This window comes from Burkholderia stagnalis (assembly GCF_902830275.1).
GTDB lineage: Bacteria > Pseudomonadota > Gammaproteobacteria > Burkholderiales > Burkholderiaceae > Burkholderia > Burkholderia stagnalis.
The window spans coordinates 117946-142048 of sequence record NZ_CADESW010000005.1 but is presented as its reverse complement, the minus strand read 5'-3'; the positions used below and the strand labels follow the sequence as shown (position 1 = coordinate 142048).

Sequence of the window (24103 nt, the reverse complement as noted above, 5' to 3'; positions counted from 1 at the left end):
AAGGAGCGTGCGCAGCAGGCGCAACGACGACGCTTACGACTTCGCCGCCTCCTGCCGTTCGTCCCGTTCATCCCGTTCGAGCCTGTAACCGTAACCATAGATCGGCGTCAGGCGATAACCGCTCCCCGGCCGCAAGCCGAGCTTCGTGCGCAGCGTCGACATGTGCGTATCCATCGTGCGTGACGGGATGTCGGCCGCCTGCTTCCATATCCGGTCGACGATGTGCGCACGCGACAGCGGCCGGTCGAGGTGCAGGAACAGCAACAACGCGAGCTCGAATTCCTTCATCGTGAGATTCACCGGCTTGCCGTCGACGCAGGCCTGCTTCGCGTTCACGTCGAAGCGATACTGGCCGAACTCGCGCACCGCCGCCTCGGCGTTGAACGAATAGGCGCGGCGCAGCAACGAGCCGATGCGCGCGAGCAGCACCGGACCGGACACCGGCTTGACGACATAATCGTCCGCGCCCGCATCGAGAATCCGCGCAATGCCCGCCTCGTCGTCGCGGATCGTCATGAAGATGATCGGCAGGCTGTGCTCGGTCTGATTGGCGCGCACCCACTTCAGCACGTCCTCGCCGGACACACCGGGCACCGCCCAGTCGAGCACCAGCAGGTCGAACGTTTCGCGTTTCAGGTGCTTCGTGAATGCGTTGCCGTCGCTGAAGGTGCGGCACGTATGCCCCGCCGCCGTCAGGATTTGACTGACGAAAGCGCACTGGGCCGGATCATCTTCCAGTACGGCGATTCTCACGGCATCTCGCAAGACAAAAGTCGTTGGTTCAATTCGGATCACCCTCGATACACGCGCACATGCCGATTTGCACACGCATATTAAGGTGCCGGGCGACCATTTGCATCGGATAATTTTCCGGGCGCACCCGTGTTTGGGACGATCCGTCGGCGCGCACGTCTGCGCATCCGCACCGCCCGTCACACCACCGCCTGCCCCACCGCCCCCGCCAACCCGTGCAGCGGACGACGCAGCGTGGCGTCGAACGGGTTGGTGCGCGGCCCGATCGCATCGGCCTGCCGCCGCAGCAGTTCGACCACCATCGGCAACCGGTCGTCGCCGAGCCGCGACGCGAGCGTGCCGACGCTCAGCGCGCCGACCGGGTAACCCGTGCGATCGAGAATCGGCACCGCGACGCCCGCCATGCCGTCGAGCACGCCGCTGTTGCGGCCCGCGTGGCCAAGCTGCCGCACGCGCTCGATCTCGGTGCGCAGGTACACCTCGTCGAGCACGCCGTAGCCGCGGATGCGCGGCACGTTGAAGCGGATCACCTCCTCGCGCTCCGCATCCGGCAGGAACGCGAGAATCGCGAGGCTGCCCTGCCCGACCCCGAGCGCAACCCGCCCGCCGATATCGCCGGTAAACGAACGGATCGGAAACGGCCCTTCGCACAGATCGAGGCAGACCGCGTCGAAGCCGCTCTTCACGAGCAGGAAGATCGTCTCGCCGAGGCTCGCGCACAGCCTCAGCAACGCGGGACGGCACAGCGTGCGCATGCTGCTCGGGTTGCCGGCCTGCGCGGCGAGCGCGAAGAAGTCGACGCTCAACCGGTACAGCTTCGTCTGCTCGTCCTGCTCGACCATCCCTTCCGCGATCAGCGACTGCAGGATGCGATGCGCGGTGCCCTGCGTGAGGCCGACGGCCTTCGCCAGATGCGTGACGCGCACGCCGTCCTGCTGCATGCCCGCCAGCGCGCGCAGGATCGCGAACGCGCGCTGCAGCATCCCGCTGCCGGGCGCGTCCGCCGGTTCGCCGGCCGGTGCAACGACCGCCGGCCTTCGGGGCGACGGGGTGTTGGGCATGCGGGATCTCCTCGACGATTTCATTGAGCGGAATACGATTGCTCCGATTATTGCCCCGCCGAAAATCCCCGTGCATCCGGGCGTACACGGGATTGACGCGTGCATTTCGAGGGTATCGCGTGCTTCGCTTTCCGGAACGAATTCACGCAGCGGGCACGATATGTTCCGTTCACCGGAATTTTTTCGAAATTCATCCCGGCCAGCAGAACTTGAAATTGACGCTCCCGATTATGGCTGGCTAGAGTCCGCCTCAATGACGCACCCATCCGGCGGTGCGCACCACCGGAAGGCCAACCATGTCTTTTCTCACGCTTACGGATCTGACGAAATCGTTCGGCGACCTGGTCGCCGTCGCGGACGTCAATTTGTCAGTCGAAAAGGGCGAGTTCGTATCGCTGCTCGGGCCGTCGGGCTGCGGCAAGACCACGACGCTGCAGATGATCGCCGGCTTCGTCGACGTCACGCGCGGCCGCATCGCACTCGACGGGCGGGACATCACGCGGACGAAACCGAACCGCCGCGGGCTCGGCATCGTGTTCCAGAGCTATGCGCTGTTCCCGCACATGAGCGTCGCGGAAAACGTCGGCTTCGGTCTCGACATGCGCGGCGTCGACAAGGCCGAACGCGCGGAGCGCATTCGCGCGGCGCTGTCGCTCGTGCGCCTCGACGCGCTCGCGCACCGCTTTCCGCGCGAGCTGTCCGGCGGGCAGCGGCAGCGCGTCGCGATCGCGCGCGCGGTCGTGATCGAACCGCCGGTGCTGCTGCTCGACGAGCCCATGTCGAACCTCGACGCGAAGCTGCGCGAGGACATGCAGTTCGAATTGCGCGCGATCCAGCGCAAGATCGGCACGACGACGATCATGGTCACGCACGACCAGTCGGAAGCGCTGTCGATCAGCGATCGCGTCGTCGTGATGGAAGCGGGCCGCATCACGCAGATCGACACGCCGTATCACGCATACGAGCGCCCGGAGAACCATTTCGTGTCGCAGTTCATCGGCAAGGCGAACCTGCTGCCCGGCACGGTCGTCGCGCATGACGGCGACGCGATCCGCATCGACCTCGGCCACGATCTCGCCGAAACCGGCCGCACCGCGCACCTGCCGCCGCGCGAACGCGACGTGCGGATCGGCGAGCGCGTGTCGCTGTGCATCCGCCCGGAGAAGCTGCGCCTGTGCGCGCCCGGCGCCGGCCGCCTCGCCGCGACCGTCACGAGCCGCTTCTTCCTCGGCAGCCAGTGGCTGTACCGCGTCGACAGCGCGCTCGGCGAAGTGCTCGTGTGCTGCCAGAACGAAGGCGCGGAGCCGCTCGCGGAAGGCGCGCCGGTCGGCGTCGACTGGCACAGCGACGCGGTGCGCGTGATGCGGGTGGAGGCCTGAATGTCTCAATCCCCCCGCTCGCTCCCGCCTGAAGGCATCGCGCCCGCGCTCGCCGCGCCGCGCGCCGCATCGCGCCCGTCGCTGCGCGCGACGTGGTCCGCGCATGCGCCGATGTGGCTGTTGTGCGCGCCCGCGTTCGCGCTGTTCGCCGCGCTCGTGCTCGTGCCGCTCGCGATGACGCTGGTGCTCACGTTCTACCGCTTCGATCCCGCCACCGGCCCGATCGCGGCGTTCCAGTTCGGCAACTATGTCGACGTGCTCGGTTCGTCGTACTTCCACACGATCTTCGCGCGCACGTTCGGCATCGCCGCGCTGACCACCGTGATCTGCGTCGCGATCGGCACGCCGGAAGCCTACGTGCTCGCGCGGATGCGCGACCCGTGGCGCTCGCTGTTCCTGCTCGCGATCCTCGCGCCGCTGCTCGTGTCGATCGTGGTCCGCGCGTTCGGCTGGAGCATGCTGCTGAACACGAACGGCCTCGTGAACCAGGCGCTCGGCCTGGCCGGCCTCGGGCCCTACAAGCTCGAATACACGACCTTCGCGATCGTGATCGCGCTCGTGCACGTGATGCTGCCGTTCATGGTGATTCCGGTCTGGACCGCATTGCAGCGCCTCGATCCGCAGACGGAGCACGCGGCACTGTCGCTAGGCGCGTCGCCCGCGACGACGCTGCGCCGCATCGTGCTGCCGCAGCTCGTGCCCGGCATCCTGTCGGGCAGCCTGATGGTGTTCGGGCTCTCGGCCAGTGCGTTCGCGATTCCGGGCCTGCTCGGCGGGCGCCGGCTGAAGGTCGCCGCGACCACCGTCTACGACGAATTCCTCGGCTCGCTGAACTGGCCGCTCGGCGCGACGATCGCGGTGCTGCTGCTGGTCGCGAACCTCGTCGTGATGCTCACCTACTACCGCGTGCTCGAACGCCGCTACGCACGCAGCCTCGGAGGCGCATCCCGATGAGAAAGAACGGCCCCTTCGCCCTCGCGTTCCACACGCTCGTGATCGCGTTCGTGCTCGCGCCGCTCGCGATCGTCGTGCTCGTCGCGTTCACGCCCGACGAAACGCTGACGCTGCCCACGCGCGGCCTGTCGCTGCGCTGGTTCCGCGCGATCCTCGACTATCCGGACTTCGTCACCGCGTTCCTCAACAGCGTGAAGCTCGCGTTCGCGTCGGCGACGCTGTCGCTCGCGATCGCGCTGCCCGCCGGCCTCGCGATCGGCCGCGCGACGTTTCCCGGCCGCGCGTTCGTAAACGGCCTGCTGCTGTCGCCGCTGATGATCCCCGGGCTCGTGCTCGGCATCGCGCTGCTGCGCTTCTTCGCGATGATCGGCGCAACGGGCTCGTTCGCGTGGCTCGTGCTCGCGCACATGATCGTCGTCACGCCGTTCGTGATGCGGCTCGTGCTCGCGTCCGTCGCCGGGCTCGACCGGAGCATCGAGCAGGCCGCGTCATCGCTCGGCGCGGCCCCGTGGACGACGTTCCGCCGCATCACGCTGCCGATGATCCTGCCCGGCATCACGGGCGGCTGGCTGCTCGCGTTCATCAACAGCTTCGACGAACTGACGATGTCGGTCTTCATCACGTCGCCGCAGACGGTCACGCTGCCGGTGCGGATGTACATGTACGCGACCGAATCGATCGACCCGATGATGGCGTCGGTATCCGCGCTCGTCATTTTCATCACCGCCGCCGCGATGCTGCTGCTCGATCGCGTGTACGGCCTCAACCGCATCCTGATCGGTCAACACTGATGGCGATTTCCGCTGCTGTTTCCGCTTCCCCTTCTCGCTCATCCGCCGCGGACGACGGCCCGGCCGGCGGCGCCCAGTTCGTGCGCGTTGCCGAGCGCGAGCGCACGCCGGTCAACTTCACGCTCGACGGCAGCCCCGCGCAGGCGCTCGCCGGCGACACCGTGCTCACCGCGATCCTCGTCGCGCAGCGATGCGTGCGCATCAGCGAATTCAGCGGCCTGCCGCGCGCGGGTTTCTGCCTGATCGGCGCGTGCCAGGACTGCTGGGTGCGCACGGAAGCGGGCGCGCGGCTGCGCGCATGCTCGACGCCGATCGCGGCGGGCATGCGCATCGTCACCGGCGCGGTGGCCGCATCGGACGAAGGCGCGCGATGACCCGGCCCCTGCAACCGGTGATCGTCGGCGCGGGCCCGGCCGGCGTGCGCGCGGCCGAGGCGCTCGTCGATGCGGGGCTGCGGCCGGTCGTGATCGACGAGAACGCGCGCTGGGGCGGCCAGATCTACCGGCAGCCGCCCGCCGATCGCGCGTTCACGCGCTCGAAGTCGACGCTCTACGGCTTCGAAGCCGGCAAGGCGGATGCGCTGCATCGGACGATGGCCGCGCTGCTGCCGCAGCTCGACTATCGCCCGGACACGCTCGCGTGGGCATGCGGCGCCGGCCGGCTCGACACGCTGCAGGACGGCCGCGAAGTCGCAGTGCCGTTCTCGCATCTGATCGTCGCGAGCGGCGCGACCGATCGCCTGCTGCCGGTGCCCGGCTGGACGCTCGCGGGCGTGTACTCGCTCGGCGGCGCACAGGTCGCGCTGAAGGCGCAGGGCTGCGCGATCGGGCAACGCGTGGTGTTCGCGGGCACGGGCCCGTTGCTCTATCTGGCCGCGTATCAGTATGCGAAGGCCGGCGCGCGCGTCGTCGCGGTGCTCGACACGAGCCCGTGGCGACAGCAGGCGGCGGCCGTGCCGCAGCTGCTGCGCGCCCCATCGACCTTCGCGAAGGGGCTCTATTACGTCGGCTGGCTGCGTGCCCACGGCATTGCGGTCGAAACCGGCGTCACGCTCGAACGCGTGCTTGGCGACCGGCATGTGACCGGGCTTGCATGGCGCGGCGCGGGCGATCGCGCGAGGTCGCGCCTGATCGATTGCGACGCGCTCGGCCTCGGCTTCGGCCTGCGTTCCGAAACGCAGCTCGCCGATCTCGCGGGCTGCCGGTTCCGCTTCGATCCGCTCAATCGCGCGTGGCTGCCCGAGCGCGACGCGGCCGGCCGCACGTCGGTGGATGGGCTGTACGTCGCGGGCGACGGCGCGGGTATCGCAGGCGCCGATGCGGCCGAAGCGTCGGGCCGGCGTGCGGCGCTCGCGTTGCTCGAGGATGCCGGCATCGCCGCACCCCCGCCCGGCGGGAAGCCCGACGCGCGCGCCCTCGAACGCACGCTCGCGCGCGTCGGCACGTTCCGTGCCGGCCTCGAAGCCGCATTCGCGCCGCCCGCGCTCGACGCGATGCACTGCCCGGACGACACGATCGTGTGCCGCTGCGAGGAAGTCGACGCCGGCGCCTTGCGCCGCTGCATCCGCGGCGGGCAAGCGCACGAGATCAACCGGCTGAAGGCATTGACGCGCGTCGGCATGGGCCGCTGCCAAGGCCGCATGTGCGGCGATGCGGCAGCGCGCGTGCTCGCCGCGGAAACCGGCAGACCGCTCGCCGACGTCGGGCGGCTGCGCGCGCAGCCGCCCGTCAAGCCGTTCCCGATCGCCGCCACGCTCGCCGGCGACGACGTCGCGGCCATTCCCGACGAGGCGCGCGATGAATGACCGTACGCATTACGACGTCGCAATCGTCGGCGGCGGCCTGGTCGGCGCGTCGGCGGCGCTGGCGCTGGCGAAGCGCGGCCTGTCGGTCGGCCTGTTCGAGCGTCGCGACTGCGGCGCGCAGGCGAGCGGCGTGAACTACGGCGGCGTGCGCTGCCAGGGGCGCCCCGCCGAGCAGCTGCCGCTCGCGCTGCGCGCACGGCGCATCTGGGATCGCCTGCCCGAGCTGATCGGCATCGACGGCGAGTTCGTGCTGTCGGGCCACCTGCGGCTCGCGCGCAGCGACGCCGATCTCGACGCGCTCGACGCGTATGCCGTGCTCGCCGGCGAACACGGCCTGCCGCTGCAGATGATCACGGGCGACGCGTTTCGCCGCCGCTATCCCTGGCTCGGCCGCGCGGCGCGCGGCGGCTCGCTGTGCGCGACCGACGGCCATGCGAATCCGCGCCTCGTGTCGCCGGCATTTGCGCGCGCGGCCCGCGCGGCGGGCGCGGACGTGTTCGAGCACACGCCGGTCGACGACGTGCATCACGACGGCGTGCACTTCCGGCTGCGCGCCGCCGGCCGCGAAACCCGCGCGACCTGGCTGATCAACGCGGCGGGCGCGTGGGCGAACACGATCGCCGACCGTTTCGACGAAGCGGTGCCGATGCAGCCGATCTACCCGAACATGTGGGTGACCGAGCCGCTGCCGCCGTTCATCGTGCACAACCTCGGCGTCTATGGCGGCGGGGTCTATGCACGGCAGGTCGCGCGCGGCAACTGCGTGATCGGCGGCGGGCGCGGGCACGGCGACGGCGAGTTCGGCCAGCCGTCCGTCGACACCACGCGCACGGTGATGCGCGACGCGTGCGCGCTGCTGCCCGCGCTGCGCGATGCGCTCGTGATCCGCACCTGGAGCGGCGTCGAAGGCTGCACCCCCGATCACAACCCGATCATCGGCGCGAGCCGTACGACGCCGCGCCTCCTGCATGCCTTCGGCTTCTCCGGCGGGGGCTTCCTGCTCGCGCCGGGCGTCGGCGACGTGCTCGCCGATCTCGTCACGGCCGGCGAGACCATCACCCCGCTCGACGCGTTCGCGGTCGACCGCTTCGCGTCGCAGGCTGCCCCGTCTGACCAACACCCTCACGAGGAGACTCAAAGATGAAACTGTTCGGAACGATCGCGGCGGCCGCCGCACTGTGCTTCGCGGGCGCATGTTCCCCCGCATTCGCGCAAACGAAGACGATCTACGTCGGCATGAACGGCGGCCCGATGGAAAAGGCCTACACGAGCCAGGTGCTGCCCGATTTCGAGAAGGCGAACAACGTGAAGGTGGTGATCGTGCCCGGCACGTCGTCGGACGTGCTCGCGAAGCTGCTTGCGAATCGCAACAAGCCGCAGATCCACGTCGCGCTGCTCGACGACGGCGTGATGACGCGCGCGGCCAGCCTCGGCGTATGCCAGAAGCTCGACGATTCGCCGGTGCTGAAGGAGCTGTACCCGTTCGCGCGGATGAAGGACGACATCGGCGCGGGCGTGCAGCTCGGCATGACGGGCATCGCCTACAACAAGAAGCTGTTCGCGGAGAAAGGCTGGGCGCCGCCGACGTCGTGGATGGATTTCGCGGATCCGAAATACAAGGGCAAGGTGGTGTTCCAGTCCGCGTCGAGCAGCACGTTCGGGCTGCACGGCTTCCTCGCGATCAACCGCCTGCTCGGCGGCAACGAGCAGAACGTCGAGCCGGCCTTCGGCAAGTGGGCGAGCACGGTCGGGCCGAACGTCATCGAATACATCCCCAACTCGGCGAAGATCTCCGAGATGGTGCAGACGGGCGAAGCCGGGCTGTTCCCGCTGACGCCGACCGCGGTCGGCGACCTGCAGGACAAGGGCATTCCGGTCGCCTATGCGAATCCGAAGGAAGGGCCGGTGCTGTTGCTCGTCGACCTGTGCGTCGTCGCCAACAACCCCGATCCGCAGCTCGCGCAGAAGCTCGCGCAGTTCCTGCTGTCGGCGCCCGCGCAGACCAAGGCCGCCGAGGCCGGCAAGCAGATTCCGACCAACCGGCTGGCGACCATGCCGGCATCGATGCAGCGCAGCCTCGGCAACGTCGACGAACTCGTGCGCAAGGCGACGGTCGTCGACTGGACCGCGATCAATGCGCGCCGCGCGCAGTGGGATGCGCGCTGGAACCGGCAGGTCGAGCGGTAACGGGATCGGCCCGTGCGCGCGCGGCATGCCCCCCCCGCGCGGGCCCGTGCCTGCAACGACGTCTTCCATGCTGAGAATTTCTTCAGGATCACGACATTTATTTCTCGTCACGCGCGGAAATTTCAACGTCTAACCTAGTCCCGCCTGACCCGGTAGCCGTTCGCACACATGCATGCCGATGCGAGCGTGCCCCGGCAGGCGGAGATCCTGATCCGCTTACGACGAGACATCCCATGAAGAGAAAACTGATTCTGTCCGCTGCCGCCCTGGCCGCGGCCCACCACGCGCATGCGCAAAGCACGGTGACGCTCTACGGCGTCATCGACGATGCGATCCAGTACACGCATAACGTCGCCGGCAAGAGCACGAAGCTCGGCCTCGCCTCGGGCGTGATGTCCGGCAGCCGCTGGGGCCTGCTCGGCTCCGAGGATCTGGGCGGCGGCCTCAAGGCCGTGTTCCGCCTCGAGAACGGCTTCAACGTGAACACCGGCGGGCTCAACCAGGGCGGCCGCGAGTTCGGCCGCCAGGCTTACGTCGGCATCGGGTCGGCCCGCTGGGGCACGATCACGCTCGGCCGCCAGTACGACGCGCTGCGCGATCTCGTGCAGCCCATGCAGGGCGACAACTATCTCCAGTACTTCACGTCGCCGGGCGACGTCGACGACGCCGACAACAGCGTGCGCTTCAACAACACGGTGAAGTGGGCAAGCCCGGTGTGGTCGGGCCTGCAGGCCGTCGCGACCTATTCGTTCGGCGGCGTCGCGGGCTCGGTGGGCTCGGGGCAATCGTACAGCGGCGCGCTCGCGTACAACGCGGGGCCGTTCGGCGCGGCAGCCGGCTACATGCACATCGACAACGGCAATGCCTCGCTGTCGACGCGCGGCACGTCGAGCGCCGACAGCATCTTCGCGACGTCGGTCAACAAGGCCTATGCGTCCGCGCGCGCGATCAACATCCTGCGCGCCGGCGCGAAGTACGCGGTCGGCCCCGTCACGCTCGGCGGCTATTACAGCTTCTCCGAATACGTCGCCGACGCCAGCTCGTCGTTCCGCGGCAGCGAGCGCTACAACAACGGGTCAGTCTATGCGCTGTGGCAGGTGTCGGTGCCGCTCGTCGTCGAGGTCGGCTACAACTACCTGAAGTCGAACGGCCATTCGTCGGCGACGTATCAGCAGGTGAGCGCCGCCGTCGACTACGCGCTCAGCAAGCGCACCGATCTCTACGCGTCCGTCGGCTACGGCCACGCGTCGGGCTCGAACGGAGCCGGCAACGCGCAGGCCGTGATCGGGTCGTCGGGCATCGATTCGGGCAAGCGCACGCAGGAACTCGCGCTCGTCGGCATCCGGCATCGGTTCTGAACCCCGGCGGGGCGGGAACGCCCCGCCGCCGCACCGCGTCACGCAATATGCGCGTCGATCCACGACATGAACGCCGTCACGAGCGGCGTGTCGGCGAGCTCCTGGCGCGTCACCGCGTAGTACGCATACCGCGCCGGCACGGTCGTGTCGAAGGGTCGCACGAGCGTGCCGTCGAGCAGGTCGTCGCGCACCGACAGGCTGTCCCCGAGCGCAACGCCCTGGCCCCGCGCGGCGGCCTCGAGGCCGATGTGCGCATTGCCGATCTCGAGGACGCGGATGCCCGGCAGCTGGTCGGCTTTCGCCTCCGCGAGCCACCGCATCCACGAGCCCGAATGTTCGCAGAAGAGGGCGCGCCCGGCCAGGTCCTGCACCTTGCGGATCGCGTCGGGCCCGTTCATCAGCGCCGGACTCACGACCGGAAAGAGCGTCGGGTGCATGAGCAGCGTGACGCGCCGGTTGCGCCAGTTGCCCTCCCCGTAGCGCACGCACACGTCGACGTCCGGCGAATAGACCTCGCGATCGTCGTTCGACGGGATTACCTTCAGATGAATGCCCGGATACCGTTCGAGAAAATCGCCGATATGCCGCGCGAGCCAGCGCGACGTGAGCGACAGCGGCGTCGATACGACGAGATCGCCCACGGCGGCCGGCGAATCGAGCTGCACGGTCGCGTTCGCGATCATGTCGAATGCGCGGCCGACCGGCTCGAGCAGCGCCCCGCCTTCAGGCGTGAGCTTCACGCGCGGCTTCGAGCGGATGAACAGCACGACGCCGAGCGTGCTTTCGAGAATGCGGATCTGGTGACTGACCGCGCTGGCGGTCACATGCAGCTCGTCGGCGGCGGCCGACACGCTGCCGAGCCGGGCGGCGGCCTCGAACGCGCGAAGGGGGTTCAGCGGGGGCAGGCGGTTGCGCATCGGCGTCCTTCACGTGCTGAGAAAAATTTCATTTAAACGGATTCAATTTCTCGCTACAACAAAAAAAATTGAATGCCTACAGTAGGTGCAATTCAACGGACTCGAGGTCAACCGCAATGAGCCTTACCGAACCGATCGAACGCCTGTGGGGCGGCCGTTTCCAGTCGCAGCCGTCCGACGCGCTGCAGGCGCTGTCGCGCTCCGATCCCAGCTTTTTCCGTCTCGCGCCGTACGACCTCGCCGGCTCGCGGGCGCATGCACGCGAACTGAATCGCTCCGGCATCCTGAACGACGACGAGCTCGCGAAGCTGCTCGCCGCGGTGGACGGCATCGAACGCGATTTCGCGGCGGGCGCGATCGCGCCGTCGCTGGCGGACGAGGATGTCCACACGTTCCTCGAACGCGTGCTCACGCAGCGGCTGCCGGCAATTGGCGGCAAGCTGCGCGCCGGACGCTCGCGCAACGACCAGGCCGCGAACGATCTTCGCCTGTATCTGCGCGACAAGTCGCGCCAGCTCGTGCGCGGCGTGCTCGACCTGCAGGACGCGCTCGTGGCCCAGGCCGGCCAGCACGTCGACACGGTTACCGCCGGCTTCACGCATCTGCAGCCGGCGCAGCCGATCGTGTTCGGGCACCAGCTGCTCGCGCATGCGCAGGCGCTGTATCGCGACGTCGACCGCCTGGTCGACTGGGATCGCCGCACCGCCCGCTCGCCGCTCGGCGCGGCCGCCCTCGCCGGCTCGGCCATCTGCGTGCGGCCGGAGCTGTCCGCGCGGGAACTCGGCTACGACGCGCCGTGCGAGAACTCGATCGACGCCGTCGCCGCGCGCGATCACGTCGCGGAATTCGTGTTCGTGACGAGCATGCTCTCGGTGAACCTGTCCCGCCTGTCGGAAGAAGTGATCCTGTGGACGTCGCGGCAATTCCGCTGGGTGGAACTCGACGACGGCTATGCGACGGGCAGTTCGATCATGCCGCAGAAGAAGAACCCGGACATCGCGGAGCTGACGCGCGGCAAGGCCGGCCGGCTGATCGGCAACCTGAGCGGCCTGCTCGCGACGCTGAAGTCGCTGCCGCTCGCGTACAACCGCGATCTGGCGGAGGACAAGATCGCCGCGTTCGATTCGATCGACACGCTCGAACTCGTGCTGCCGGCGATGGCGGGGATGATCCGGACGATGCGCGTGAACGTCGACGAAATGCGCCGCCAGGCGCCGCTCGGCTTCACGCTCGCGACGGAGGTCGCGGACTGGCTCGCGCTGACGGGCGTGCCGTTCAGCGAGGCGCACGAAATCACCGGCGCGCTGGTGCGCGCGTGCGAGCGCGACGGCATCGAGCTGGCCGACGCGAGCGCCGAACAACTGCAGGCGATCGATGCGCGTCTCGCGCCGGCGATGCGCGAGCGGCTGACGCTCGACGCCGCCGTCGCGGCGCGCGGCGGCGCGGGCGGCACGTCGCCCGCGCGCGTGCGCGAACAGATCGACCGCCTGCGCGGCGCGATCGAACGCCAGGCCGCGTGGGCGGCCGACTACCGGGGGCCGTCATGCTGAGCGCATCCGATACCCGCCGCGTCGACGGCGCACCGGCGGCCGGCGCCGACACGGCCGGCCTCGCCGGTCTCGAGCGCGTGAAGCGGCGCTACTGGGGCCGCTATGCGGCCTCGGCCGCGATCGTCGCCGCGCTGGCCTACGTGGCCGCCGCGTTCGCGCACGGCCAGATCGAATGGCGCGTCGTCGGCCAGTTCCTGACCGCGCGCTCGATCCTGACCGGCCTCGGCAACACGATCGTGATGACGATCCTCGCGATGACGCTCGGCATCACGCTCGGCGTCGTCACCGCGGTGATGCGGCTGTCGACGAACCCCGTGCTGGGCGCGGTCGCGCAGGGCTACATCTGGCTGTTCCGCGGCACGCCGGTGATCCTGCAGCTCCTGCTGTGGTTCAACCTCGCGCTGGTGTTTCCGACGCTCGGCATTCCGGGCGTCGCCGAATACCGGACCGTCGACGTGATGACCCCGTTCCTCGCGGCCGTGCTCGGGCTCGGCCTCAACCAGGGCGCGTATACGTCGGAGGTCGTGCGCGCCGGGCTGCTGTCCGTCGACACCGGCCAGTACGAAGCCGCGAAGTCGATCGGCATGGCGCGCATGCAGGCGTTGCGGCGGATCATCCTGCCGCAGGCGATGCGCGTGATCGTGCCGCCGATCGGCAACGAGCTGATCGGCATGGTCAAGCTGACGTCGCTCGCGAGCGTCGTGCAGTACGCCGAAATGCTGCACAACGCGCAGAACATCTACTACGCGAACGCCCGCGTGATCGAGCTGCTGATCGTCGCGGGGGTCTGGTATCTCGTGGTCGTCACGGTGCTGTCGCTCGCGCAGGCGCGCGTCGAACGGCGCTTCGCACGCGGCGCGGGACGGGGAGCGCGCAAATGAACGGCACGACCGTCAACCATCGGGAGAACGCGATGACGAACGCAGTGGTTCGCGCCGTCGACGTGCGCAAGTCGTACGGTGAATTCCAGGCGCTGCACGGCATCACGCTCGATGTCGCGCAGGGCGAAGTGCTCTGCATCATCGGGCCGTCGGGATCGGGCAAGAGCACGTTCCTGCGCTGCATCAACCAGCTCGAGACGATCAGCGCGGGCGCGCTGTGGGTGAACGGCGAACTGGCCGGCTACCGGCGCGCCGGCAACCGGCTCCACGAGCTGTCCGAGCGGCAGGTCGCGCGGCAGCGGCTGTCGACGAGCATGGTGTTCCAGCGCTTCAACCTGTTCCCGCACAAGACCGTGCTCGAAAACGTGATCGAAGGCCCCGTGCAGGTGCTCAAGCGCCGCCGCGCGCAAGCGGAGGAGGAAGCGCGCGCGCTGCTTGCGCGCGTCGGGCTCGGGCACAAGTGCGACGCATTTCCGGTCGAGCTGTCGGGCGGCCAGCAGCAGCGCGTCGCAATCGCGCGGGCGCTGGCGATGCATCCGCAGCTGATCCTGTTCGACGAGCCGACGTCCGCGCTCGATCCGGAACTCGTCGGCGAAGTGCTGGCGGTGATGCGCGATCTCGCGAAGAGCGGGATGACGATGATCGTCGTCACGCACGAGCTGGGCTTCGCGCGCGAAGTGGCCGACCGCGTCGTGTTCATGGACGGCGGCCGCGTCATCGAGAGCGGGCCGCCCGAGCAGGTGCTGTCCGCGCCGACGCATCCGCGCACGCGCGACTTCATCTCGGCCGTGATTGCTTGAGCGGGCGACACGCCCGAACGATTTCTCCGTCAACGAAACACGCTCACAACGACAAGGCAACGCCCCATGAAAGCATCCATCCTGACCCGCACCCTGGCCGCCGTCGCGTTCGGCGCCGTCGCCCTGCATGCGTCGCTCGCGGCCGCGCAATCCGCGCCGGCCGCCGCGAAGCGCACGCTGAACGTGGCGATCGTGCCGAACTATCCGCCGTTCGAGTACAAGGATCCGGCGACCGACAAGCTCGCCGGCTTCGACGTCGATCTCGGCGAGGCGCTCGCTGCAAAGATGGGCGTGAAGCTGAACTGGGTCGAGACGAACTTCGACCAGATGATGAGCGCGGTCGCGACGCAGCGCGTCGACATGATCCTGTCCGGCATGACCGACCTGCCGACGCGCCGCGACGCGGTGACGTTCGTCGACTACATCGAGACCGGCCCGCAGTTCTACACGCTGAAGGCGCGCGCCGGCGAGTTCTCGCAGATGAGCGCGCTGTGCGGCAAGCGGGTCGGGTCGAGCCGGCGCACGTCGTTCCCCGACAACACGGCCGCGTGGAGCGCGGAGAACTGCGTAAAGGCCGGCAAGCCCGCGATCGTCGTGGTGGGCACCGACGGCTCGTCGGACGCGCGGATGCAGCTGCGTCAGAACCGGATCGACGCGGCCGTGCAGGGCGGGGAAACGCTGCCCTACCAGAACAGCATCGAGCAGAACGCGTACCAGCCGGTCGGCAAGCCGTTCCTGTCGCAATACACGGGCATCGGCATCGCGAAGTCCAACACCGCGCTCGCGAACGCGCTGACGACGGCGCTCAACCAGCTGATCGCGGACGGTTCGTATCAGAAGCTGCTGGCGAAGTGGGACCTGCGGGAACACGCGGTGCCGAAGGCGCTGGTCAACGGCACGCACTGAGCGCGCGATGACGCCGCGCCCTCCCCGCTGGCCGGACGCGCAGCGCGCGTGCGTCGCGCTCGCGTTCGATCTCGACGGCCCGACCGGCGACGCGATGCTGAACGGGTCGATCTGGCGCAATCCGGCGTACTTCACGCTCGGCAGCTACGGGCCGTGGCGCGCGCTGGGGAGGCTGCTCGACATGCTCGCGTCGTTCGACGTGCCCGCCACGTTCTTCGTGCCCGCGTGGGTCGCGCAGACGTGGCCCGCGCAATGCGCGGCGATCGTCGAGCGCGGCCATGAGATCGGCTACCACGGCTACCGGCACGAAGCGTTCTGGACGCTTTCGCCCGAGCGGCAGCGGGACATCATGGCGCAATCGGCCGACCTCTTCGCGCGCACGCTCGGCGTGCGGCCCGTCGGCTTCCGCACGCCATCCGGCGACTGGAGCGCGGAGACTGCGGCCGTGCTGCGCGAAGCGGGCGTGCGCTATTCGAGCTCGATGCGCGGCGACGACCGGCCGTACCTGCTGCCCGGCCGCGACGGCGAGCCGCCGCTCGTCGAGATTCCCGGGCGCTGGGAGACCGACGATTACGCGTCGCTCGCGTATCACCGCAACCCCGATTATCCGGCGGGGCTCGACCGGATCGCCGGCTACGGCGCGACGCTCGACAACTGGACGCGCGAATTCGACGGCGTGTACCGCGACGGCCTGTGCCTGACGACGCTGCTGCATCCGAAGGTGTGCGGCAAGCCGGGGCGCATCGCGCTGCTGGAGGCGTGGCTCGGCCACATGCGCGCGCGGGACGGCGTATGGTTCGCGCGCTGCCGCGACGTGGCCGACTGGTGGCTCGCGCAGTACGCGCACGACGCGGAACCGATGCAACGGAACGAGACGTGACGACATCTCCAATCTGGCCGGACGGCGCGCGATGCGCGGTCGCGATCACGGTCGACTTCAACGACATCCACGGCATCCAGACGCGCGAGCCGCGCATCGCCGGCCGCGAGAAATCGCTGTCGGCGTGGCGCTACGGCGCGACGCGCGGCGTCGACCGGCTGCTCGCGGCGTTCGACGAGTTCGCCGTGCCGGCCAGTTGGTTCGTGCCCGGCGCGGTCGCGCAATCGCATGCCGGCGCGGTGCGCGAGATCGCGGCGGCCGGGCACGAACTGGGCGTGAGCGGCGATCGCTGCGAGGATTTCGACGCGCTGCCGCTCGCCGCGCAGATCGATGCGTGCCGCGCGGGACGCGCGGCGCTCGCGGGCGCAATCGGCCGCGATGCGGAAGGCTTCCGCTCGTTCACCGGCAACTGGGCCGACGGCTTCGCGGACTGGCTCGTCGCGGAAGGCTTCACGTGGTCGTCATCGTGGCGCGGCGACGATTTGCCTTACGTGCATCCGCGCGGCGACGCTCGCGCGGACGGCGCGCGCCTCGTCGAACTGCCGCTGCATTACGAACTCGAGGACGAACCGTATTTCGAGTTCAACCTGTTTCCGCCGGTGCCGGCCGGCCAGCCGCGCATCGCGTCGTATCGCGACGTGCTCGACAACTGGCGGCGCGACGTCGACGGGTTCCGGCGTTTCGGTCTTTGCTGCGTGATGCGGCTGCATCCGGAGATCATCGGCACGGCCGGGCGTATCGACCTGTTGCGCGCGCTGCTCGCGCATCTGCGCGACGCGGGCGACGCGTGGTTCGCAACCGGGCGCGACATCGCGCGCTGGTGGCGCGGGCAGGCGCCGGTCAATGCGCCCGGCCATCCGGTCGACGTGTTCGCGCGCTGCCGCGCCGACGAGGCGGCACGATGACGGCGCGCACCGAAACGCGCGCGGCGCGCCTCGCCGCCTTCGTCGCGCAGACGCCGGCCGACGCACTGCCGACGGACGTCGTCGCGAAAGCCAAGCGGCACGTGCTCGATACGTTCGGCGCAGCGCTCGCGGGCGCATCGGCGATCGAGACGCGCCTCGCGCGCGAGCTGGCCGGCCCGGCCGATCAACCGGGCGCGTTGCTGTGGGGGACGCGCAGCACCGCGGGCGCGCGCGACGCCGCCTTCGTCAACGGCATTGCCGCGCACGCACTGGAACTCGACGATTCGGGCGGCTGCGACCATTCGGGCGCGGTCGTGCTGCCGGCCGTGCTCGCCGCGCTCGCGTGCGTGCCGGAGCCGGTGCCCGGCCTCGAATGCCTGACCGCGATCGTGCTCGGTTATGACGTCGGCCGGCGCGTGCTCGAGGCGGCGGGCGGCTACTCGGCGCACAACGGCACGGGCTGGCATTCGACGCTCAGCTGCGGCGTGTTCGGCGCGGCCGCCGCCAGCGCGCGCGTGCTCGGACTCGACGCGGAGCGCACCCGCGACGCGCTCGGCCATGCGGCGAGCTTCGCGGGCGGGCTATGGGGATTCATTCACGACGGCTCGCAGACGAAGCGCCTGCATGCGGGGCGCGCGGCGGAAGGCGGCGTGCTCGCGGCGCTGCTCGCGCGCGCGGGCGTGAGCGGCCCGGCACACGTGTTCGACGACGTGTGGGGCGGGTTCCTCAACACGTTCGCTGCGCGGTCGCTCGCCCCCGATGCGCTGACGGACGGCCTCGGCGCGCACTGGAAGCTGATGCGCTGCTCGATCAAGCCGCATGCGTCGTGCCGCAGCGCGCATGCGGCCGTCGACGCCGCGCTGCTGCTCGCGGACGGCCGCACCTTCGAGGCCGGCGAGATCGAACGGATCGTCGTGCGCGCGAGCGGCTTCGTCGCGCGGATGTGCGGCGGACGCGACCTGTCGACGCTGTCGTCCGCGCAGATGAGCCTGCCGTACGCGGTCGCGGCGGCGTTCGTGTTCGGCGACACGGGGCTCGACGCGTATCGCGCCGAACGGCGCGCGGACCCGCGCATCGCGGCGATGCTCGCGCGCATTGCGGTCGACGTCGATCCGGCGCTCGGCGATCTCGACGAACCGACGGTGACGCTGCATCGCAAGGATGCCGAACCTGTATCGCGTCACGTACCGATTGCGCTCGGTGATCCAAATAATCCGCTGTCGGACGACGCGCTGCTCGCGAAGTATCGGGTGCTGGCCGCGGGCGCGCTCGACACCGCAGGCGTCGACGCGCTGCGCGACGCATGCCTGTCGCTCGAACGGCTGCCCGATGCGCGTGCGCTGCAGGCGCTGCTTGCGGGCGACGCGCACGGCCGGGAGGCGGTGCGCTGACGGCTGGCGGCCGGAGATTCGCGTCGGATCGACGGAACGCGTGCGGCGTCCCGTCCGTCACGCGGGACCGCAGGCCGCCCTACGCCGCGCCCGCCTCGCGCGCCAAGCGCGCTTCGTAAGTCTTCAGATGGTTGTACGCGACACGCAGCAGCGAGATCCCGCCGTTCGCCGGCTGCGTATCGCCGCCGCGCGCGAGCAGATCGCCGATCACATGGTCCGCCTCGACGCGCGCGCCCTGCTCGACGTCGCGCAGCATCGACGCGGTCAGGCCGGACGGCGTGAACAGCATCTTCCGCGCGCGGGCGTCGAATTCGCCGCTCGGCGCGTAGCCGTTGTGCCGGGCGATCGCCACGCATTCGCCCAGCAGGGTGTCGAGCAGCAGCTTGCCGTCCGGCGCGGCCAGGATGTCGCCCACCGAGCCGCGAAACAGCGACGTGCCGGCCGCGAGCGTCGCCAGAAACACCCACTTCTCCCACATGCGCGCGATGATCGCGTCGCTCGGCGTGACGTCGAAGCCTGCGTCGCCGAGCACGCCGGCAACCGCCTCCGTGCGGGCGGACACGCCGCCGCCCAGCTCGCCGAACGATACGCCGTGCGTGTCGTTCAGGTGCACGACGTGCTGCTGCGCATCGAGCGTCGCCGCGATCACGCACAAACCGCCCAGCACGCGGGACGGCCCGAACTTCGCCTGCAGCACGTCCAGATGCCTCATCCCGTTGAGCACCGGCAGAATCAGCGTGGCCGGGCCGACGAACGGTGCGATGGCGGCGATCGCGTCATCGAGGCTGTACGCCTTGCAACTCAGGAAAACCAGATCGAACGGCGTGGCCGGGTCGTTCGCGCTGACGGTATTCACGTCGGTCAGCGTCAGGTCGCCGCGCGGGCTGCGGATGACCAGACCGTCGCGGTCGAGCGTCCGCGCGCGCGAATCGCGCACCAGAAACGTCACATCGCGCCCCGCCGCCGCGAGGCGGCCACCGAAATAGCCGCCTGTCGCGCCTGCACCAAGTATCAGAATTCGCATAGTCGCCTCGTCCTCTCCGTATCGCCATCGCATCGACGACGCCGATGTCGCGATGCATGTGAGCGAAAAGGTAGCGCAAATCGGGACGACGTGCCGGGCGGCGCGCAGGCTGTGCGCGGCGCAAGTCAGGGAATCGGCCGGGCGAGGGGCCGGGAACGAGCGCGGTATCTGACGACTACGTGTTGTCCAGATCGTTCTTTTCCAGAAACTCGGACCTGAAATCCTGCGGCGGCGTGGTGCCGACCTTCCCGTCGCTGGCCCATTCGAACACGTAGTCCTCTTTCAACTCGCCGCCAAGAGGAAGACTGCGGCGCTTTACCGCTACCGCTCGCACTTTGTCGACCAGTTCCTGTTCTTCCTTGAGCAACAGGTCGCGTGCCTCGCGATAGGCGCGGCTTTCGTTCGGATACCGTAGTTCACTCATGTTCGTGCCTTCCGGAAAGCCGATGGCCGAGACTCAGAAATCCTTTCGCATCTGGTGAAGCAACTCACCACCCGATTGGCGCGTGTTCACCGCGTTGATGATGTCGGTCAGGAACCAGGGCAAGGTCAGCTGCGTGTCGGGATCGCTCACGCACACACGGATCGAGGGCGGGCGACGCGCGCCCGCGGCGGCCGGCGGGACGCAATTTCGTGCTTCCGTCGCCATCGGCGGGACGGTGTCCTGGCTTGCGCAGAAGGCCGTCGGCGAGCAGGCGGCGGCAAGCACGGTGAGTACAGCGATCGAGCCCAGGCGCTTCATTCAGGTCTCCGGTGATAGCCGTTCGACACGACGGCCGATCCCGAGTTCGGTGAAGTACGCCGCACCGCGCATTCCTCAGAGGAACGGCGCAATATTCTCCATTGCGCGCGTCACATAGGCATTCTTCTCACCCACCGGCGCGACATAGTGAATCGCGTCGCGCGCCGCATCGACGCCCGCGAGACGCGCAATCACCCACGCCGCGAGATACGGCGACGACAGGCATCCTCCCGCGGTCGCCACGTTGTGCCGCGCCACGAACGGCTGGTCGAGCACCGGCACGCCGGCCTCTTCGACCCAGGGCTTCGTCGTCAGGTCCGTGCATGCCGGCACATCGCCGAGCAAACCCAAGCGGGCGAGCACCAGCGTGCCCGAACATTGCGCGCCCAGCAGCTGGCGCGCCGGGTCGAGCGTGAGCCGCGACATCAATCCGGCATCGGCGACGATATCGCGGGTTCGCACCCCGCTGCCGACGAGCACGGCGTCCGCCGCACAGGCCTCCTCCAGCGACGCCTGCGCCTCCAGCACCACGCCGTTCATCGACCGCACGCGCGGCGCGGGGCTTGCGATCGACACGCGCCAGCCGGGTTTTCCGACCCTGTTGAGGACGTTGAACGCGATCAGCGAATCGAGTTCGTTGAAACCTTCGAATGTCAGGATGGCGATGTGCATGGCGGCCTCGTGCAGGCGGTGAGTTGTATTGCGCCATGCTATGGCCGACAATCAATACAATCAAATTATTGTCATGGATACGCCGGCATGCGCGAACCCCGCTACAAACCACTGGTCGATCGCCTGGCGGCCGATATCCGCGCAGGCCGTCTGCTTCCCGGCACGCGCCTGCCGACCCATCGCGACCTGGCCGAGCGCGAGGGCCTCGCGCTGGTGACGGCGACTCGCGTTTACGCGGAGCTGGGGGCGATGGGGCTGGTCAGCGGCGAAACGGGGCGCGGCACCTTCGTCAAGGAGCCGCTGCCGCTCGGGCAAGGCATCGACCTGCATGCGTGGGGCGCGGACACGGTCGACCTGAGCTTCAACTACCCGTCGTCGCCGGACCAGGCCGAGCTTTTCCGGGCGGCGCTGCGCCAGCTCGCGGCCAGGGGCGACCTCGAATCGCTGCTGCGCTACCAGCCTCATGGCGGCCGCGACCATGAGCGCGCGGCGGCGGCGCGGCACCTGTCCGACCGCGGCCTGAAAGCGGCAACGGCCGAAACCGTATTGCTCGTCAGCGGCGCGCAGCACGGGCTGACGACAACCGCGATGGCGTTGCTCGAACCCGGCGACGTGGTGGCCGTGGACGCACTCACCTACCCGGGCTTCAAGCTGGCAGCCGAGGCCAATCGACTGGAGCTCGCGCCGATTCCGGCCGCCGGGCGCGGCCCCGACCTGGACGCATTGGCGGCACTGTGCAGGCGCCGACGGGTACGCGCGGTCTACACGATGCCGACCCTGCACAATCCGCTCGGCTGGGTGACGGGTGCGGCGCGCCGCAGGGAACTGGTCGCGATCGCGCGACGGCACGGGCTGCTCATCATCGAGGACGCGGCGTACGCGTTCCTCGCCGAGCACGCACCGCCGCCGCTCGCCTCGCTCGCGCCGGAAACGACGGTCTACGTATCGAGCCTGTCGAAGAGTGTTGCGACGGGGCTGCGCGTCGGCTTCGTCCACGCGCCGCGCGAGTGGATTCCGAAGATCGAGCGGAAGATTCGCGCGACCACCTGGAACACCCCCGCGACGATGACGGCCATCGCCTGCGGATGGATCGACGACGGCACGGTCGCGCTGCTCGAAGCCGAGAAACGCCGGGATGCCGCACTGCGCCAGGACATCGCGGCGCGCATGTTGCACGGGGTGAAACGGGTCGGCCATCCCGCGTCGTACTTTCTGTGGCTGCCGCTTGCACCGGAGGTTCGGTCGGACGCAGTTGCGATGGCGCTGCAGCGCGAGCGCATTTCGGTATCGACGGCTCATCCGTATGCGACGTCGCCGCAAGTGCCTCATGCGATCCGGCTGGCGCTCGGTTCCGTCAGCCTGCCGACGCTCGAGCAGTCTCTCGAAACCGTGGCTCGGGTGATTGCGGACCACACGTTCTGAGCGCTCGCGACGCAATGCCATTGACCACGACGCGCGGAAAACGCTACCATCGCCAGCATGCATAGCGCCTACCCGTTCCCCGCCTCGTTCGTTCTCGCATGTTGTCATGACATGCCGGGGGGAAACTGCGTCTAGCCTGCGCTATACGTCGAATCGACTGCCTCTGGCCGCCCGTTGAAAAACCGGCGGCTTTTTTGTTTTCGCTCAACGCCTTCACGACAGGACCTTGCCATGCCGCTCGCGTTGTATGACACCTGGTCGCGCACCGTGCGCCCATTCGAACCGATCCAGCCCGGCTACGTCGGGATGTATTGCTGCGGCCCGACCGTCTACGACCATGCGCATATCGGCAACCTGCGCACCTACGTGTTCGAGGACATCCTGCGTCGCACGCTGATGCGCAACGGCCATGACGTGCGTCACGTCGTGAACATCACCGACGTCGGCCATCTGGTTTCCGATGCCGACGAAGGCGAGGACAAGATGGAGAAAGGCAGCCGGCGCACCGGCGAATCGGCGTGGACCCTCGCGAAACGCTATACGGATGCGTTCGTTTCGGACTGGCGCGTGCTGAACCTGCTGGAGCCGTCGGTCTGGTGCCGCGCGACGGATCACATCGGCGAGCAGATCGCGCTGATCGCCGACATCGAACGCGCGGGCTACGCGTATCGGACGGACGACGGCCTCTACTTCGACACCAGCCGGCAGGACGACTACGGCTACCTCGCGCGGCTGGACCGCGCGGGGCTGCAGGCGGGCAAGCGCGTCGCGCTCGGCGCGAAACGGAGCATCACGGACTTCGCGCTGTGGAAGTTCAGCCCGGCCGGCGTCACGCGTCAGATGGAATGGGACAGCCCATGGGGCCGCGGCTTTCCGGGCTGGCATATCGAGTGCTCGGCGATGTCGGCGAAATACCTCGGCACGTGGTTCGACATCCATTGCGGCGGCGAGGACCATATCGCCGTGCATCACAGCAACGAGATCGCGCAGACCGAAGCGGCCCACGGCACACGCCTCGCGAACTTCTGGATGCACGGGCACTTCCTGACGCTGGACGCCGAGAAGATGTCGAAGTCGGGCGGCACGTTCATTCGGCTGGAAACGCTGCGCGACCGGCATGTCGATCCGCTGGCGTACCGATATCTGTGCGCCACCGCGCACTATCGCAGCAAGCTGCATTTCAGCTGGGCATCGCTCGACGCGGCGCACACCGCGTTGAATCGGCTTCGCAACGCGTATGCGGGCTGGCCGGAAGGCGGCGGCATCGATGCGGATTTCGCCGCACGATTCGACGCGGAAGTGAACGACGACCTGAACCTGCCGAAGGCGCTCGCGGTGCTGTGGGAACTCGCGAAAAGCGACCTGCCGCCTGCGACGCTGAGGGCGACCGTCGACTACTTCGACGGGGTGCTCGGGCTTGGATTGCGGGACTGGAAGCCGGCCGTCGCTGCGATTCCCGACGACATTCGGGCATTGCTCGAAGAACGCGCACGGGCGCGCGCCGAACGGGACTGGGCCAAGGCCGACGGCATACGAGCGACGTTGCTTACGCTGGGCTGGCGAATCGACGACGGCAAGGACGGACAAACGGCGGTGCGGATCGCGGCCGGCGACGATCATCGCGCGTAGCCCCAGGTTGCCGCGAGGCAGGCGGGCGCCAGCGCATGGATGCCGCGCCTGGCGATGCACGGGAGAGGCCGGTCGATCGCACGCACGTTGGCCAGCT

At 69.0% G+C, this 24103-nt stretch carries 24 protein-coding genes; 17 read left to right on the top strand and 7 right to left on the bottom strand.

Going from position 1 to position 24103, the window contains the following annotated elements; all coding sequences use genetic code 11:
* Positions 1-33: 33 nt before the first annotated feature.
* Positions 34-753, bottom strand: a complete 720-nt coding sequence (locus tag HWY45_RS11670) for a response regulator transcription factor (protein WP_059881388.1) — start codon at positions 751-753, stop codon at positions 34-36.
* Between the two features lie 179 nt (positions 754-932).
* Positions 933-1814, bottom strand: a complete 882-nt coding sequence (locus tag HWY45_RS11665; protein ID WP_059881386.1) for an IclR family transcriptional regulator — start codon at positions 1812-1814, stop codon at positions 933-935.
* 296 nt (positions 1815-2110) lie between these two features.
* Between HWY45_RS11665 and HWY45_RS11660 the strand changes: the two genes are divergently transcribed.
* From HWY45_RS11660 to HWY45_RS11625, 8 genes are all read left to right on the top strand, one after another.
* Complete coding sequence (locus HWY45_RS11660) at positions 2111-3193, top strand: ABC transporter ATP-binding protein (RefSeq protein ID WP_059881384.1); 1083 nt, start codon at positions 2111-2113, stop codon at positions 3191-3193.
* Complete coding sequence (locus HWY45_RS11655) at positions 3194-4147, top strand: ABC transporter permease (RefSeq protein WP_059881382.1); 954 nt, start codon at positions 3194-3196, stop codon at positions 4145-4147.
* Positions 4144-4938: an ABC transporter permease gene (locus HWY45_RS11650; RefSeq protein ID WP_059809937.1), complete on the top strand. Its 795-nt coding sequence runs from the start codon at positions 4144-4146 to the stop codon at positions 4936-4938. The genes HWY45_RS11655 and HWY45_RS11650 overlap by 4 nt, the downstream gene beginning before the upstream one ends.
* Positions 4938-5312 carry a (2Fe-2S)-binding protein gene (locus tag HWY45_RS11645; protein WP_059881380.1) on the top strand — a complete coding sequence of 125 codons (375 nt, stop codon included), beginning with the start codon at positions 4938-4940 and terminating at the stop codon, positions 5310-5312. Before HWY45_RS11650 ends, HWY45_RS11645 begins: the two co-directional genes overlap by 1 nt.
* The gene (locus HWY45_RS11640; protein ID WP_059881378.1) at positions 5309-6742 is read left to right on the top strand and encodes an FAD/NAD(P)-dependent oxidoreductase; all 1434 of its coding nucleotides are present in this window, start codon (positions 5309-5311) and stop codon (positions 6740-6742) included. Before HWY45_RS11645 ends, HWY45_RS11640 begins: the two co-directional genes overlap by 4 nt.
* Complete coding sequence (locus tag HWY45_RS11635; RefSeq protein ID WP_059881376.1) at positions 6735-7886, top strand: NAD(P)/FAD-dependent oxidoreductase; 1152 nt, start codon at positions 6735-6737, stop codon at positions 7884-7886. The genes HWY45_RS11640 and HWY45_RS11635 overlap by 8 nt, the downstream gene beginning before the upstream one ends.
* Positions 7883-8929, top strand: a complete 1047-nt coding sequence (locus HWY45_RS11630; protein WP_059881374.1) for an ABC transporter substrate-binding protein — start codon at positions 7883-7885, stop codon at positions 8927-8929. The genes HWY45_RS11635 and HWY45_RS11630 overlap by 4 nt, the downstream gene beginning before the upstream one ends.
* 233 nt (positions 8930-9162) lie before the next feature.
* Entirely contained in the window at positions 9163-10287 is a 1125-nt protein-coding gene (locus HWY45_RS11625; protein ID WP_059809924.1) for a porin, read from the top strand.
* Between the two features lie 38 nt (positions 10288-10325).
* Here HWY45_RS11625 and HWY45_RS11620 read toward each other — a convergent pair whose 3' ends face one another.
* Positions 10326-11204, bottom strand: coding sequence for a LysR substrate-binding domain-containing protein (locus HWY45_RS11620; RefSeq protein WP_059809922.1), 879 nt, complete (start codon positions 11202-11204; stop codon positions 10326-10328).
* A 116-nt stretch (positions 11205-11320) separates the two neighbouring features.
* On the opposite strand from HWY45_RS11620, the gene argH reads away from it, so the two are divergent.
* The 7 genes from argH (at position 11321) to HWY45_RS11585 (ending at position 18517) form a co-directional block, all read left to right on the top strand.
* Positions 11321-12754 (top strand): argininosuccinate lyase, encoded by a 1434-nt coding sequence (gene argH / locus HWY45_RS11615; RefSeq protein WP_059809919.1) that lies wholly within the window; start codon positions 11321-11323, stop codon positions 12752-12754.
* Positions 12748-13635 (top strand): amino acid ABC transporter permease, encoded by an 888-nt coding sequence (locus HWY45_RS11610; RefSeq protein WP_059881602.1) that lies wholly within the window; start codon positions 12748-12750, stop codon positions 13633-13635. Before argH ends, HWY45_RS11610 begins: the two co-directional genes overlap by 7 nt.
* Complete coding sequence (locus tag HWY45_RS11605) at positions 13632-14435, top strand: amino acid ABC transporter ATP-binding protein (RefSeq protein WP_059809915.1); 804 nt, start codon at positions 13632-13634, stop codon at positions 14433-14435. The genes HWY45_RS11610 and HWY45_RS11605 overlap by 4 nt, the downstream gene beginning before the upstream one ends.
* A 66-nt stretch (positions 14436-14501) precedes the next feature.
* Positions 14502-15341 (top strand): ABC transporter substrate-binding protein, encoded by an 840-nt coding sequence (locus tag HWY45_RS11600; protein ID WP_059881372.1) that lies wholly within the window; start codon positions 14502-14504, stop codon positions 15339-15341.
* A 7-nt stretch (positions 15342-15348) separates the two neighbouring features.
* Positions 15349-16221 (top strand): polysaccharide deacetylase family protein, encoded by an 873-nt coding sequence (locus HWY45_RS11595; RefSeq protein ID WP_059809913.1) that lies wholly within the window; start codon positions 15349-15351, stop codon positions 16219-16221.
* Positions 16218-17126, top strand: coding sequence for a polysaccharide deacetylase family protein (locus HWY45_RS11590; protein ID WP_059881371.1), 909 nt, complete (start codon positions 16218-16220; stop codon positions 17124-17126). The genes HWY45_RS11595 and HWY45_RS11590 overlap by 4 nt, the downstream gene beginning before the upstream one ends.
* On the top strand, positions 17123-18517 hold the full coding sequence (locus tag HWY45_RS11585) for an MmgE/PrpD family protein (protein WP_059881369.1): 1395 nt from the start codon (positions 17123-17125) through the stop codon (positions 18515-18517). Before HWY45_RS11590 ends, HWY45_RS11585 begins: the two co-directional genes overlap by 4 nt.
* A gap of 79 nt (positions 18518-18596) precedes the next feature.
* Here HWY45_RS11585 and panE read toward each other — a convergent pair whose 3' ends face one another.
* The 4 genes from panE to HWY45_RS11565 form a co-directional block, all read right to left on the bottom strand.
* Positions 18597-19541: a 2-dehydropantoate 2-reductase gene (gene panE / locus HWY45_RS11580; protein WP_059881368.1), complete on the bottom strand. Its 945-nt coding sequence runs from the start codon at positions 19539-19541 to the stop codon at positions 18597-18599.
* A 175-nt stretch (positions 19542-19716) separates the two neighbouring features.
* Positions 19717-19965: a DUF899 family protein gene (locus HWY45_RS11575; RefSeq protein ID WP_059881366.1), complete on the bottom strand. Its 249-nt coding sequence runs from the start codon at positions 19963-19965 to the stop codon at positions 19717-19719.
* Between the two features lie 33 nt (positions 19966-19998).
* Positions 19999-20283, bottom strand: a complete 285-nt coding sequence (locus tag HWY45_RS11570; protein WP_059881364.1) for a hypothetical protein — start codon at positions 20281-20283, stop codon at positions 19999-20001.
* A 75-nt stretch (positions 20284-20358) separates the two neighbouring features.
* Entirely contained in the window at positions 20359-20955 is a 597-nt protein-coding gene (locus tag HWY45_RS11565; protein WP_059881362.1) for a DJ-1/PfpI family protein, read from the bottom strand.
* An 87-nt stretch (positions 20956-21042) separates the two neighbouring features.
* Here HWY45_RS11565 and HWY45_RS11560 point away from each other — a divergent pair, with 87 nt between their 5' ends.
* Together HWY45_RS11560 and cysS are read left to right on the top strand one after the other, a co-directional pair.
* Complete coding sequence (locus HWY45_RS11560; protein ID WP_059881360.1) at positions 21043-22377, top strand: aminotransferase-like domain-containing protein; 1335 nt, start codon at positions 21043-21045, stop codon at positions 22375-22377.
* A gap of 231 nt (positions 22378-22608) precedes the next feature.
* Positions 22609-24006: a cysteine--tRNA ligase gene (gene cysS, locus HWY45_RS11555; RefSeq protein ID WP_059881358.1), complete on the top strand. Its 1398-nt coding sequence runs from the start codon at positions 22609-22611 to the stop codon at positions 24004-24006.
* Positions 24007-24103: the final 97 nt, after the last annotated feature.